The 13,621-nt window shown below is 71.5% G+C and carries 11 protein-coding genes; 5 read left to right on the top strand and 6 right to left on the bottom strand.

Translation table 11 applies throughout. The features are described 5' to 3' along the window. The first annotated feature begins 57 nt into the window (after positions 1–57). The gene (locus OCS65_RS19265; protein ID WP_231771729.1) at positions 58–531 is read left to right on the top strand and encodes a hypothetical protein; all 474 of its coding nucleotides are present in this window, start codon (positions 58–60) and stop codon (positions 529–531) included. A 99-nt stretch (positions 532–630) separates the two neighbouring features. Here OCS65_RS19265 and OCS65_RS19260 read toward each other — a convergent pair whose 3' ends face one another. Further along, entirely contained in the window at positions 631–930 is a 300-nt protein-coding gene (locus OCS65_RS19260; RefSeq protein WP_006939464.1) for a chorismate mutase, read from the bottom strand. Between the two features lie 375 nt (positions 931–1,305). Here OCS65_RS19260 and OCS65_RS19255 point away from each other — a divergent pair, with 375 nt between their 5' ends. Beyond that, positions 1,306–2,157, top strand: coding sequence for a hypothetical protein (locus OCS65_RS19255; RefSeq protein ID WP_235194009.1), 852 nt, complete (start codon positions 1,306–1,308; stop codon positions 2,155–2,157). 115 nt (positions 2,158–2,272) lie between these two features. Then, on the top strand, positions 2,273–3,457 hold the full coding sequence (locus OCS65_RS19250; protein ID WP_043797306.1) for a thiolase family protein: 1,185 nt from the start codon (positions 2,273–2,275) through the stop codon (positions 3,455–3,457). Between the two features lie 63 nt (positions 3,458–3,520). Here the strand turns inward: OCS65_RS19250 and OCS65_RS19245 are convergent, their stop codons facing one another. Then, positions 3,521–5,077: a long-chain-fatty-acid--CoA ligase gene (locus OCS65_RS19245; RefSeq protein WP_043797256.1), complete on the bottom strand. Its 1,557-nt coding sequence runs from the start codon at positions 5,075–5,077 to the stop codon at positions 3,521–3,523. A gap of 129 nt (positions 5,078–5,206) precedes the next feature. Next, entirely contained in the window at positions 5,207–6,451 is a 1,245-nt protein-coding gene (locus OCS65_RS19240) for a hypothetical protein (protein WP_029542836.1), read from the bottom strand. 224 nt (positions 6,452–6,675) lie between these two features. Here OCS65_RS19240 and OCS65_RS19235 point away from each other — a divergent pair, with 224 nt between their 5' ends. Both OCS65_RS19235 and OCS65_RS19230 read left to right on the top strand, forming a co-directional pair. Further along, a complete protein-coding gene (locus tag OCS65_RS19235) occupies positions 6,676–7,170 on the top strand; it encodes a MarR family winged helix-turn-helix transcriptional regulator (protein ID WP_006939453.1) in 495 nt (164 codons plus the stop codon). Then, positions 7,163–8,953 (top strand): AMP-dependent synthetase/ligase, encoded by a 1,791-nt coding sequence (locus tag OCS65_RS19230; protein ID WP_043797252.1) that lies wholly within the window; start codon positions 7,163–7,165, stop codon positions 8,951–8,953. Before OCS65_RS19235 ends, OCS65_RS19230 begins: the two co-directional genes overlap by 8 nt. A gap of 47 nt (positions 8,954–9,000) precedes the next feature. Here the strand turns inward: OCS65_RS19230 and malQ are convergent, their stop codons facing one another. Genes malQ through OCS65_RS19215 form a run of 3 tightly spaced genes read right to left on the bottom strand, consistent with a single transcriptional unit; the run spans position 9,001 to position 13,613 of the window. Next, positions 9,001–11,136: a 4-alpha-glucanotransferase gene (malQ, locus tag OCS65_RS19225; protein WP_043797250.1), complete on the bottom strand. Its 2,136-nt coding sequence runs from the start codon at positions 11,134–11,136 to the stop codon at positions 9,001–9,003. Between the two features lie 48 nt (positions 11,137–11,184). Then, complete coding sequence (locus OCS65_RS19220; RefSeq protein ID WP_043797247.1) at positions 11,185–11,850, bottom strand: response regulator transcription factor; 666 nt, start codon at positions 11,848–11,850, stop codon at positions 11,185–11,187. Then, positions 11,847–13,613, bottom strand: coding sequence for a sensor histidine kinase (locus OCS65_RS19215; protein ID WP_231385888.1), 1,767 nt, complete (start codon positions 13,611–13,613; stop codon positions 11,847–11,849). The genes OCS65_RS19220 and OCS65_RS19215 overlap by 4 nt, the downstream gene beginning before the upstream one ends. Positions 13,614–13,621: the final 8 nt, after the last annotated feature.

Here is a 13,621-nt window from a genome sequence, read left to right as displayed (position 1 = left end):
ATAGACGGGAAAACGGCATCGGTTTCCCCGACAGGGAAAGCGCGGAAGGAGCGGACGATGTACATCATGCCGCCGGACCCGAGTGGCGGGTCCGCGGGCAAACTGGACATTCCCCCGCGTGGCCTGCGTGAGGTCATGGAAGGCCAGCTCCCGGACCTCGCGGCCTGCGCGCGGCTGCTGTCCGTCGGTTCCGAGCGCGCGGCCCCGGTCTTCGACCGGGCGCTGGCGCGTGCGGTCGCGACGTGGCGGGGCCCGATCGGTCCCGAACTGTGCGCGTACGCCGTGTCGTGGTTCGTGTACCTGTTGCACGCCGAGACGCCCGCGCATCGGCGTGCGGAAGGCTGCGGCGACGACGCCGTCCTGTTCTCGACGTTGCCGCCGGTCGAGCAGATCGCCCTCGTGCTCGGTGAGTTCGAGGAGCTGCCGCCGGCGGGCATCGCCGCCGTCGCCGGCCGCGCGTTCGCCGAGTTCGAGCTGGAGACGCCGCAGCCGGCCTGGGTGCGGGACGGCCTCCTGCACGCGAGGCGCTGACCGCCGTACCTGCGTTCGGGCGGCCACGGCTCTTCGGGTGGCAACGACGACGCGGCCCCCGCACCGATCCGGTGCGGGGGCCGCGCGAAGTCGTCGGGTCTAGGAGGACAGGCGGGTGCGTCCGAGGCGGAGCAGCGTCATCGCCAGGGTCTTGCCGTCGGCGCCGAGCTCGGCGAAACGGTCGAGGACCCGCATCTCGTGGTTCTGGGCCTGCCGCGCGGTCCCGGACTCCTTCGCAGCGATGCCCGCCCGGCGCGACAGCTCGCTGCGGCGCTCGATCGCCTCGAGGATCTGCGCATCGAGCGTCCCGATCTCGTCGAACAGTCGACCGAGGTCTTCCTGGGCCGAAACCACCTCGCGGGCGGACTCGAAGCCAGGCGAATCAAGCTGGACAGTCATGCAGATTCCTCCGGTCTCGTCTGGATCGTCGATGATTGTGTCGTTCCCGTCGGCGCCAGTGTTACTCATCCGTAGACAAGATTTTCGTGTCCCGCGTCCGGCGGCCGGCCAACACGAGTTGAACACCTTTTGAACTGGGCTTTATGTCCGTCCCGTGGCATTTGTGGCAATGGTCACACCGTCGGGTATCCGCCTCGTCGGGCCCCTCGGACGTAGGGTCGAAGGTCCCTTCTCCGCCGTGGACGCCCGCCCCGGCGCGTGTCGTGAACCACAATCCGCAGGCCCTGCGGTAGCGTTCCCCACCTACCGGCAACCGGTCGGGGCGGTGGGATCCCCGGCGCTTCCGGAAGGGGAACTCAGTGGGACGGGTGTTTTGTGCACGGCACCGATGAAGACGAGTCCGACGCCGTGCCGCTGATCCGCCCGGAGGAATGGCCGCCCCCGAAGTTCAGCGCCCGGGTCGCCGCCGCGATCGCCCTCGCCGGCGTCGTGATCCTCGTCTCGCTCTGGCGGGCCTGGGATGCCGGGCAGGCGGGAGCCTGGGCGGTGACCCGGTTCTTCCTCATCCTGTCCGGCCTGATGGCCCTCACGGCGCTCTTCGGATACGTGTACTGGCGTCCGCGCCGCGGCGACCCCGAGATCCGGTTCGTGGAGTCGCGGGGCCGCGGGGCCACCGAGATCCGCGCTTCCGGCGCCGTCTTCCATCTGATGGGGGCGATGACGACGAGCGCGGCGTTGCTCTCGCTCGGCGCGGCCGTCGAGATAGTCCTGTTCGACGACGGCGTTCCGTGGGTGAGTGTGCTGCTCGCCGCCTTCGGGCTGCCCTGCGCGGCGTTCGTCGCGGAGGTGCTGCGCGGGGGGATCCGCCGAGGGGCGCTGCTGCTGACCCCGGACGGGATCCGGCAACGCGGCTGGACCATCGAGTCGTACCTGCCGTGGGTCTCGGTGGCCGGGGTGCACGCCGTCCATCACGGATTCCCCGAGATCTGGGTGCTGGGCACGCCGGCCGCCGCCTGGGCGCGACGACGGACCAGCCGGCTGTTCCGCCTGGACCGGTTGCCCCGCGAACCGGTGATCGAGGTCGACTCCCGCAAGTTCGACGGCGACCCGGTGCTGCTGTATCGGATGCTCGACTTCTACGCGAGAAATCCGCAGGCCCGGGCGGAGCTCGGGTCGGCCGCGGCGGCCGAGCGCGTGGACCGGGGCGACCTGAGCGACCCGGCCTGACGGCTGCCCGTCTTGCGCCGCAGTGCCACCCGACTGTGTTGCGGCTCACTGCTCCGGTATCGTCGTGGGCAAGAGATGGCACTCGGTGCCGTTCCTGCGAGAGATGGGACGTGAGATGAGCACTCCGGAACGGATCGTCATCGTCGACGGTGCGCGTACCCCGGTCGGCAGCTTCGGCGGCGCGTTCAAGGACGTACCGGCCCACGAACTCGGCGCGACCGCCGCGAAGGCGGCCCTGCAGCGCGCCGGCGTGGCGGCCGAGGACATCGACGAGGTCGTCATGGGCTGCATCGGGCAGGTCGGCCCGGATGCCTACAACGCTCGTCGGGTCGCGCTGGCGGCCGGGCTGCCGGTCTCGGTGCCGGCGTACACCGTCAACCGGCTGTGCGGCTCGGGCCTGCAGGCGATCTGGTCGGCGGCGATGCAGATGCGCTGGGGCGGGGTGGATCTGGCCCTGGCCGGCGGCGACGAGAACATGTCCCGCATGCCGTTCTACGACTTCGGCGCCCGCTCCGGCTACAAGCTGGGCGACCGCACCCTCGTCGACGGCACCGTCGGCATGCTCACCGACCCGTTCCACGGCATCCACATGGGCGTCACCGCCGAGAACGTCGCCCGCGAGTACGGCATCAGCCGCGAGGCGCAGGACGAGTTCGCCGTCGAATCCCAGCGCCGCGCGGCCACCGACGCCGCCCGCGCCGCGTTCGCCGAGGAGATCACCCCCGTCGAGATCGGCGGCCGCAAGCCCACCGTCGTCACCACCGACGAGCACCCCAAGCCCGACACCACCGTCGAGACCCTCGCGAAGCTGCGCCCGGCATTTCAGAAGGACGGCACGGTCACCGCCGGCAACGCCTCGGGCATCAACGACGGCGCCGGCGTCGTCGTCCTCGCCCGCGAGTCCGTCGCGCAGGAACGGGACCTGGGTGGGCTCGCGGTGATCGAGTCCGTCGCCACCGCCGCGCTCGAGCCGGAGCTGATGGGCTACGCGCCGGTCCTCGCCCTGCAGAAGCTGTTCGAGCAGACCGGCACCACCCCGGCCGACATCGACACCGTCGAGCTGAACGAGGCGTTCGCCTCGCAGGCCGTCGCCGTGATCCGCGACGCCAAGCTCGACCCGGCCAAGACCAACCCGTACGGCGGGGCGATCGCCCTCGGCCACGCGGTCGGCGCGACCGGCGGCATCCTGACCCTGCGGGTGGCCAAGGACCTCGTGCGCCGCGACCTCGAACTCGGCATCGTCACCATGTGCATCGGCGGCGGCCAGGCCCTGGCCGCCCTGCTGCGCCGGGTGCGCTGAGCCGGGCCGCTCCGCGGCCGGTGCGTCCTATGGGCTGCTGCAGCAGCCCAAAGGCCGCACCGCTCAGATGGTCCGTTCGTGTCCGGCCCAGTAGGGGGCCCGCAGGGAGCGCTTGAGGATCTTCCCGGTGGGGTTGCGCGGCAGCATGTCGACGATGTCGATGGTCGCGGGGCACTTGAACTTCGCCAGGTGCCGACGGGTGTAGTCGATGAGTTCCTGCTCGTCCGCCTTCTGGTCCGGGGCGAGCACCACCACCGCCTTGACCGTCTCGCCCCACTTCTCGTCCGGGACGCCGATGACCGCGACCTCGGCGACGGCCGGATGCTCGACGAGGACCCGCTCGACCTCCGGGCAGTACACGTTCTCACCGCCGGTGATGATCATGTCCTTGAGCCGGTCCTCGATGAACACGAAGCCGCCGTCGTCGACCCGGCCCATGTCGCCGCTGCGCAGCCACCCGTCGGCCGTGATCGTCTCGGTCGTGGCGTCGGGCCGGTTCCAGTAGCCGGGGGTGGTCTGCGCCGAGCGCCACCACAGTTCGCCGATCGCGCCCGGGGCCGCGTCCTCGAGCGTGGCCGGATCGACGATGCGCATCTCCACGCCGGGAATGGGGGTGCCGGCCGACGCCATCCGCGCCTCCTGCGCCGGATCGCGGTGCACCTCCGGCAGCAGCGCCGTGATCACGCCGGCGAGCTCGGTCATGCCGTACACCTGGACGAATTCGGTGTCCGGCCACGCGGCGAGCGCGCCGCGCAGCAGCGGCAGCGGCATCGGCGCGGCGCCGTAGGTGATGCGCTTGAGCCGGGAGAACGCCCCGATCGCGTGCGCTCCCGCGCCGAGGACGGCCGCTATTACCGGGGGCACCAGGAAGGCGATGTTCGCGCCGGCCGCGAGACCCGTGAACAGCGACGGCGCGTCGGCCTCCCGGGTGAACACGCACCGGCGGCCGTCGTGGATACCCATGATCGCGTAACAGGTGCCGCCCACATGGAACAGCGGCATCGCCACCAGCAGGCAGTCACCCTCCGTGAACGGAAGCACCGCGAGCACGTCCTCGGAGTGCGCGAACAGGTTGCGGTGCGTCAGCTGCACACCCTTGGGCCGGCCGGTGGTGCCGGAACTGTAGAGCAGCAGCGCGGTGGTCTCGGGCGCGACGTCGGGCAGGGTCGCCGGCGCGGCCGCCGCGAGCCACGGCTCGAACTCGTCGTTCTCCCCGCCCACGACGACGATCTTCTGCACCGTGGACAGCCGGGGTCGCAGCGACTCGATCTCCTGCGCGAATTCCGCTCCCACGAACAGGATCCGGGCGCGCGAGTCGTTGATCACGTAGTCGAGCTCGTCGCCGGCGAGCCGGAAGTTCGGGATGGCGTTCGCCGCGCCGAGCGCGGAGGTGGCGAAGGTGACCTCGAGGCACGCGAGGTTGTTCTTGTCGACGAATGCGACGGTGTCGCCGGGTCCGACGCCGTCGGCGGCGAGGGCGCCGGCGAGGTGGAGCAGTCGCTCGTGCCACTGCGCCCAGGTGTGGGTGCGGTCGAGGTACTGCACCGCGACCTCGTCCGGTTTGGTCTGCGCCCAGTGCGCGACGCGGTCGAGGATGACGGACGGGGCGGGGACGGACATGCGTGAGCCTCCTGGGGGAACAGGTGCCGCCGTGTGGCGGGTGTCACACAGGTTATTGCCGGCGGGGCGTGGCGTCTCGGAATCGGACGTATCGCCGCCGGGCGGGTCCCGTGGTCCGGCTCCGCGAGGTCAGGGCAGGCAGGCGGCGTAGCCGCCGGCCTCGAAGGTGGCGGTGTCGCAGTACGCGGCCCGCGGGTAGTAGGGACCCATCGTCGCGGCCGGATCGCCGCCCTGTGCGGCCTGCACCGACTGCGGGTAGAACGCGTCGGCCGGCAGCATGTTCCGGTAGAGCAGAGTCTTCTTGGGGACCTCGGTCGAGCCCCACGGCAGCACCGTCACCGTCGGATCGGCCGTGGCGCGGGCGGGCACGTCCTGGGGCGCCGCGACGACGTAGGTGAACCAGCCCTCCGCGTCGGTCGCCGTCTCGAAGTCGGCCGCGCACGCGACGACCGGGTACGGGGTGACCTGGTCGTTCTGGCACATCGACCAGTACCGCACCTGGCGGCCGGGCGTGGTGACGGGTTCGCCGGCGCGGGTGTCGGGGAACGTGGGGGCCTTGCCGCGCACGACGAGGATCCGGCCCGGCTGGTACGTCAGCACGGAGCCGATGTACTTGTTGTCGCCGTTCGGGAACAACCCGGACGTGGTGGCCGGGCTGACGAAGGTCGCCTCGGGGTTGTTGCCGGGGAAGGCGCCGGACGCCGCGCCCTCGACGATGCGGTCGACGGCCGCCTCGGCGGCGCGCTCGACCGGTCCGCTGCCGTAGTCGGCGGGGTCGAAGTCGGAGCTGCACGTGGGCACCGGCACGGCGCGCCCACCCTGGTGCAGCGTCACGTCCGGTAGCGGGACCCCGCCGGTCGGGGAGGCCGGGTCGTCGGGCACATAGACCCGGACGATGAGGAATCCGGCCGGTGCGGTGGGCGACCCGCCGGTGGGCAGCGCGCCGATCTCGTTGCGGGCGTGGTCGGCCGGACCGGTGACGACGGTGGCGCTCCAGCGCCGGGCCGAGGCGGGCAGCCCCTCGGCGGCCGCGTCCGCGAACGGGTTCCCGCTGCCCGGATCGGGTGCGATCTGTGCGTCGCGCAGGGTGTCGACCGTGTCGAAGTTCGTTCCGTAGGTGTTGAGCGAGAAGTACCGGGCCGCCGGATAGGTGCCGTGCAGTTCGATGCTGTCGCCCGGGGCCAGCGCGTACGGCAGCACCCAGTAGGTGGCATCGACGTCGGGGAACGCGATGTCCAGCACGGTCGAGTCGGACCGGAACTGCCACGCGCACGAGCCGACGGGTTCCTGGGCCGCGGAGGTCGCGGGCGTCAGCAGTGCGTGCGCCGCCGCGAGCAGGCCGACGAGCACGGCGGTCCGTCGCCGGCCGCGCACGGCCGTCGCGGGATCGGGTTCGGCCGTCGAACGATCGGGTGCGGCCACGGGGAACTCCTTCGCCGGGGGCCTGGTCCTGTCGCATCATCTGTACCGGAAACGGGCAGGCCGGGCCTGCGGTTCGGGGAAATTCGCGATCGACGCCGTGCGTCTCGGCGCGTCTGTGCGGTGCCGCGGGGAGAGGCGATTGGGGTGTCGAGCGGCACAGGGCTTACAGTTGCGTCGTGCAACACAAGCGGGAGGTTGCGGCGCAGTCCGCAGCGGCCGGTGTATCCGAGGTATACGACGAGTTCGTGTACCTGATTCGCCATCTCACAGCGGGGGAGCGCGCCCACGACGACGTGCTCTCGCTGGCGCAGCATTCGATGCTCGGCTTCATCGACCGCAACCCGGGCTGCCGAGCCACCGACATCTCGGATGCGTTCAGCGTGAATCGGTCGACCGTCTCCCGTCAGCTGCGCAGCTGCATCGACGCCGGGCTGGTCCAGGCGCAGGCCGGACCCACCCGGCTCGGCCACCCGCTCCGGCTCACCGACCGGGGCCGCGAGACCCTCGCCCGCACCGTCGCCGGACGTCACGACGAGATCCGCGCGGCGCTGACCGGCTGGGGCCAGGACGACATCGATCGGTTCGTCGACATGCTGCGCCGCTTCCGCCAGGGAGTGGAACACCGGTCCACTGCCCGCCCCGACCACAACGAGGGAGACGCTCGTGCGTGAGTACACCACCCCCGCCCAGTTCACCGTCGGCGACGACGAATCGGTCGTCCGCACGGTCTTCACGCACGCGGAGAAGACTCCGCACCGCGTGATGTACTCCCGCCCGGAGGGAGAGGACTGGGTCGCCGTCACCGCACGGCAATTCGCCGAGCAGGTCTCGGGGGTCGCCAAGGGCCTCGTCGCGGCGGGCGTGCAGCCCGGCGACCGGGTGGCCCTGCTGTCGGCCACCCGCTACGAGTGGGCGCTGTTCGACTACGCCATCTGGGCCGCCGGCGCCGCCACGGTGCCGATCTACGACTCCTCGTCCACCGAGCAGATCCGCTGGATCCTGCAGGACTCCGAGGCGGTCGTCGCCGTCGTCGAGACCGCGCGCCACGAGGCGCTGTTCGTCGACATGCCGGACACCCTGCGCCGCACGCTGCGGATCGAGCGCGGCGCCGTGGAGACGCTGATCGCCGAGGGCGCCGTCGTCGACGACGCCCAGCTGCAGGCCCGCCTCGACGGCATCCGCGCCGACGACCTCGCCTCGCTGGTGTACACCTCGGGCACCACCGGCCGGCCCAAGGGCTGCATGCTGACCCACCGCAACTTCTACAGCGAGGTCCGCGGCATCCTGACCGCCTCGATCGGTGAGGTGGCCAAGCCGGGCAGCCGGGTACTGACCTTCCTGCCGCTCGCGCACGTGCTGGCCCGTGCCGTCTCGCTGGCCGTCTTCGAAGGCGGTGCGGCGCAGGCGCACTGGTCGGACTTCGGCACGATCTCCGCCCAGTTCGAGCGCTACGCCCCGAACACCATCCTCGGCGTGCCGCGCGTCTTCGAGAAGGTGCGCGACGCCGCCGCGCGCAAGGCTGCGGCCGGTGGCAGGTTCAACGCGGCGATCTTCGCGTTCGCCGAGGAGACCGCCATCGCCTACAGCGAGTCGCTCGACCACGGCGGTCCGTCGTTCGTGCTCAAGGCCAAGCGCAACATGGCCGACAAGCTCGTCTACGCCAAGCTGCGGCAGGCGATGGGCGGCGAGTGCTGGTTCGCGATCTCCGGTGGTGGCGCCCTGAGTCCCCGTCTCGGCCACTTCTTCCGCGGCGTCGGCGTCCCGATCTACGAGGGCTACGGCCTGACCGAGAGCACCGCCGCGCACAGCGTGAACGTGCCCGGCGCCCAGAAGATCGGCACCGTCGGCCAGCCCATGGGCGGCAACAGCACCCGCATCGCCGACGACGGCGAGATCGAGCTGCGCGGCGGGGTCGTGTTCCAGGGCTACTGGCGCAACGAGAAGGCCACCGCCGAGGCCTTCCACGACGGCTGGTTCCGCACCGGCGATCTCGGCGAGATCGACGAGGACGGCTACGTGAGCATCACCGGCCGCAAGAAGGACCTCATCATCACCGCCGGCGGCAAGAACGTCTCGCCCGGGCCGCTCGAGGACCGGATGCGCTCGCACACGCTCGTCTCGCAGGCCGTGGTCGTCGGCGACGGGCGCAGCTTCATCACCGCGCTGCTCACCGTCGACCCCGAGGTGCTCGACAACTGGAAGGCCGAGAACGGGAAGGCGCCGACGGCCACCATCGCCGACCTGCGGCACGACCCGGCGCTGCACGACGCGCTGCAGTCCATCGTGGACGACGCCAACTCGATGGTCTCCCACGCCGAGGCCATCAAGAAGTTCGTCATCCTCGACCGGGACCTCACCGAGGAGACCGGTGAGCTGACGCCGACGCTGAAGATCAAGCGCAACGTCGTGACCGAGCGCTTCGCCGCCGACATCGAGAGCATGTACGCGAAGTGACGCGCGGCCGGCTGCCGGGTTCGGAACCCGGCAGCCGGCCGAGACGCTCAGACCCGGTCGGCTGCGGAGGGATCCGTGGCCGGCGCCACAGCGGCGAGCAGTGCCGCGAACCGCTCGTTGCCGGGCAGATCGTCGAGCAGCACGGTCCGGCCCTTCTCGTCGGCCAGCGGGATCCGCCAGTTGGGGTACTCGTCGGTCGTGCCCGGCTGATTCTGGCTGCGCCGCTCACCGACCGCGTCGGCCAGCGACACCCCGATCAGCGCCGACGGGCTCGCCGCGACGAACCGGTGCAGTGCCTCGACGGTCCGCCGCTCGTCGGCGACCTCGTCGAGCAGTCCGCGCTCCCGCAGCACCGCCAGCACGGCGTCGCGTTCGGCGGCCGCGTCGGCGGCCTCGGTCTCCAGGTCCCGTTCGAGCAGACCCAGCTCGGACCGCAGCGTGATGTGTTCTCCGGCAAGTAAACCCGCCGTCGGTGGCAGGTCGTGCGTGGTGACCGACGTCAGGCACAGCTCCCGGTAGCTCTCCGGGGGCCGGGGGTCGTCGCCGTCCCGCTCGAACCACAGGATCGACGTCCCGGCGATGCCGCGGCGGGACAGGTACTCCTGCACCCAGCTCTCGAACACGCCGAGGTCCTCGCCGATCAGCACGGCGTCGGCCCGGTGCGCCTCGAGCGCCAGGATCCCGATGAGGGCCTCGTGGTCGTACGTGACGTACGTGCCCTGATCGGGCGTGCAGCCCTCGGGAATCCACCAGGTGCGGAACAGGCCCAGGATGTGGTCCACCCGCAGGCCGCCGGCGTGGCGCAGCGCGGTGCGCACCACGTCGCGGTAGGGCCGGTAGCCGAGCTCCGCGAGCCGGACCGGATGCCAGGGCGGCTGGGTCCAGTCCTGACCCTGCCGGTTGAAGTCGTCCGGCGGCGCACCGACCGTCATGTCGCGGATCAGGGCGTCGCCGAGCGTCCAGGCGTCGGCGCCGTCGGGACGGACACCCACCGCGAGGTCGTGCACGATGCCGACGTCCATGCCGGCGGCACGCGCCGCGGACTGCGCCTCGGCGAGCTGCTCGTCGCACAGCCACTGCAACCAGCAGTGGAACTCGATGCGCTCGGCCAGCTTGGTGCGCTGCCGCGCGACGTACGGCGTGTCGGGGGTCGCCGCCAGGGTCTCCCAGCGGGCGCTGCGGTCGCCGAACTTCTCGGTGAGCGCGCACCACAACGCGAAGTCGGTCAGCGCGTCCCCGCCCGCGGCGCGGAACGCGTCGAACTCCGCCTGCCGCGCCGGGCTGCGCGGCACCCGGAACACGTGCCCGAGCACGTCTATCTTGGCCCGGAACGCGGCGTCGCGGTCGATGCGCTTGTCCTTGCGGTTCGACTTGGCGAACTTCCCGGCGTACGCCTCGAGCGTCTTGCGGTGCTTGCGCGGCAGGAACGCCGCCTCGCGGATGTTCTCCACCCGCAGATAGATCGGGTGGACGAACCGCCGCGAGCTCGGCAGGTACGGCGACGGCTCGAGCGGCGGCTCCGGCTCGCCCGCGTGGACGGGATTGACGAGCACGAAGTCACCGCCGTCCACCGAGGCGGTGATCGCGGCGAGGTCCGCCAGGTCCGCGAAGTCGCCGACGCCCCACGACCGCTTCGACCGCACCGAGTACAACTGCGCGGCCAGGCCCCGGCGACGTCGCTCGAGGAGCCGGTCGGCGGTGCCGAGACGCGCGGGTGTCACCACCAGGGTGGTCTCGGCCGCGGTGTCGTCGCTGCGGGCGTGCAGGGTGTGCCACCCGAGCGGCAGGTCCGGGACGGCGAACGTCGCGCGGCCGACGAGCCGGCCGTCGACCTCCCGCGGATCGACCCACACGTCGCGCTGCGCGACGTCGACGACGTCGCCGTCCTCGGTGCGCACCTGCACCTGCACCGCAGTGCCGTGGGGCACGTGCACGGGGAAGGTGCGCTCCTCGCCCTGCACGACCACCAGGACGGGTGGCAGCATGCGCCGCCACGGCTCGTTCGGCAGATCCGCGAGGACGGCGTCGATCTCCGCCTCGGTGCCCGCGGACACGCCCAGCGAGGCCAGGACCCGGCGCAACGTGTCGTCGCTCGCGTAGTGGTCCTGCTTGTCCCACCCCACATACGAGGTGGCGATCCCGAATTGCTCGGCCAGTTCCCGCAGCTTCACCGTCGATGTCACGACACCCGATCATGCCAGGTCGCGGACCACTCGGCAGACCCGGCGATGTCAGTTGCGGACTGCGGGGCCGAGGTAGGCGAGCACGGCCAGGACGCGGTGGTGGCCGTCGGGTTCGGGGGGCAGACCGAGCTTGTCGAAGACGGCGCGCACGTGCGCGCCGACGGTACGTTCCCCGAGGGACAGGGCCGCTCCGATCGCTCGGTCCGAGCGGCCTTCGACCAGGAGGGTGAGGACCTCCCGTTCCCGGGGGGACAGTTCGTCGAGGGCCACCCGGTCGCGGTGCGGCCGCGAGACCAACCGGCCGACCACGTCGGGATCGATCGCCGTTCCGCCCGCCGCGACGCGGTGCAGCGAGCCGAGGAACCCGTCGATGTCGGAGAGGCGGTCCTTGAGCAGATATCCCAGACCGGCCGTCCCGCCGGCGAAGACGTTCATGACGTTCTCAGTTTCCACGTACTGGGACAGCAGCAGCACGGCGGTGCCCGGGAAGCACCGGCGAATGGTGAGGGCGGCCTCGATGCCCTCGGTGGTGTGGGTGGGAGGCATCCGGATGTCGACGACGGCGAGGTCCGGGCGCTGCTCGCCGACCAGCCGCAGCAGGGCCTGCGCGTCCGCGGCCTGGCCGACCACCTCGATTCCCTCGTCGTGCAGCAGGCCGGCGATCCCCTCGCGGAGCACCGCGGAGTCGTCGGCGAGCACCACCCGGAGGTTCACGACGGCTCCCCGGATGTCCCGGTGGTGAGGGGAAGGGACAGCGTCAGCGTCGTTCCGCCCCCCACGGGACTGTGCACGGTGAGCACCCCACCGAGGGCCGTGGCCCGGTCCGCCAGTCCGCTCAACCCACCGCCGGCGGTCAGCGTCGCACCGCCGCACCCGTCGTCGGTGACGACCATCCGCAGCATCCCGCCGTCCCGGCGAAGGTCGATCTCGATGTGGGTGGCGCCGGAGTGCTTGGTGGCGTTGGCCACCGCCTCGGCGGCGATGAAGTAGGCGGCGAGTTCGACAGAGGCGGGAGCCCGCACGGTGAGGGTGTCGACGATCTCCACCGGCAGCGGCGCGCGCTCGGCCAGGGCGGTCAGCGCGGCGGCGAGCCCGTGTTCCTGCAGCACCGGGGGATAGACACCCCGGGCCAGTTCCCGCAGTTCCACCAGCGCCGAGTCCAGTTCGGCCGTGCCCTCGTCGAGCAGCTCCTGCTTGCGCTCCGGCTGGGATGCCCGCTGCGCACGCCGCAACAGAATCGTCGCGGCAACCAGGCGTTGCTGCGCACCGTCGTGCAGGTTGCGTTCGAGCCGCCGCCGTTGGGCGTCCCCGGCGGCGACGATCCGCTCCCGGGACCGGCGGACCTCGGCGAGCTGAGCCTGCAACTCGGACTGGAGGCGCTGGTTGTCCAGCGCGAGGGTCGCGGCGCTGCGCACCGCCGCGAGCAGTTGCGGCTGATGTCGCAGCGACCGGTCGTACACCAGCGCTCCGACCGGGACGCCGTCGCGTTCGAGGACGGTCGCCGCGCGGGGGTCGTCGTCGTCCGGCAGGCTCTGCGGCTCCCCGTTCGCGTCGAGATAGCTGTTCCACTGTGGTGACCACGACCACAGGATCAGGCCGGGGTCGCGCAGTGCCTTGCGCAGCGCGTGGACGAACTCGTCCCCGAGCGGGGCCGCACCGACCTCGATCATCACGTCGCTGACCGCGCTGCGCGCGACCCGGTAGCGCCACAACCCGACCAGCACCGCCACCGGAAACAGCGCGGTCGCCAGATAGCTCAGGTAGGCCGTCCACACGTTCCCCACGCCGGAAGACCGCGCCGTGACCAGCCCCGTTCCGATCACCGTGGCGAATCCGAGAATGCCGGCGATCCACAGGGGCGCGAACGCGGCCCGGTAGGCCGGGGACCCCGACCGCCAGCGGGCCAGCAGCACGCCGATCACGACCACACTGATGCCGATGGCAATTGCGCCGAAGACGAGCTGCAGCCCCCTGAAGATCGCCGGGTCGTCCCGGACCAGCAGCAGGTTGGGCGCGGTGAAGCGTTCTGTGCCGACCATCACGGAGGGGTTGTAGAACATCAGATCGAGCAGGACCGAGACCAGGAAGTACACATAGCAGCCCCCGACGAACCACCGTTCCCACCGCCGGTTCAATCGCCCCGTCGGAAAACCGAGCAGGATATGGATCAGCACCGGGAGATACATCACCGTCAGCGCCGCGCCCACGGTGAAGACGACCGGATTGCGTGACGCACCGCCCCCCTTCACCAGCCACAGCACCCCGGCCAGCACCATCAGCCGTCCCGTGTTGTCGTCCGGGCGGCTCCGCCACGCGATGATGCCCGCCGCGACGAAGGCGACGCCGACCGCGGGGAAGGCGACCAGTTCCGCCGGGCCGACGGGCGGACCGCCGGGCCAATCGAGCGACACCACCACCACCGCGACCACCAGCAGGGTGGTCACGGCGACGATGGCCGGCACTGTTCGACGACTCACGACGAGGC

The organism is Rhodococcus aetherivorans (assembly GCF_025722975.1).
Lineage (GTDB): Bacteria > Actinomycetota > Actinomycetes > Mycobacteriales > Mycobacteriaceae > Rhodococcus > Rhodococcus aetherivorans.
This window is presented reverse-complemented; position numbering and strand designations above follow the sequence as displayed.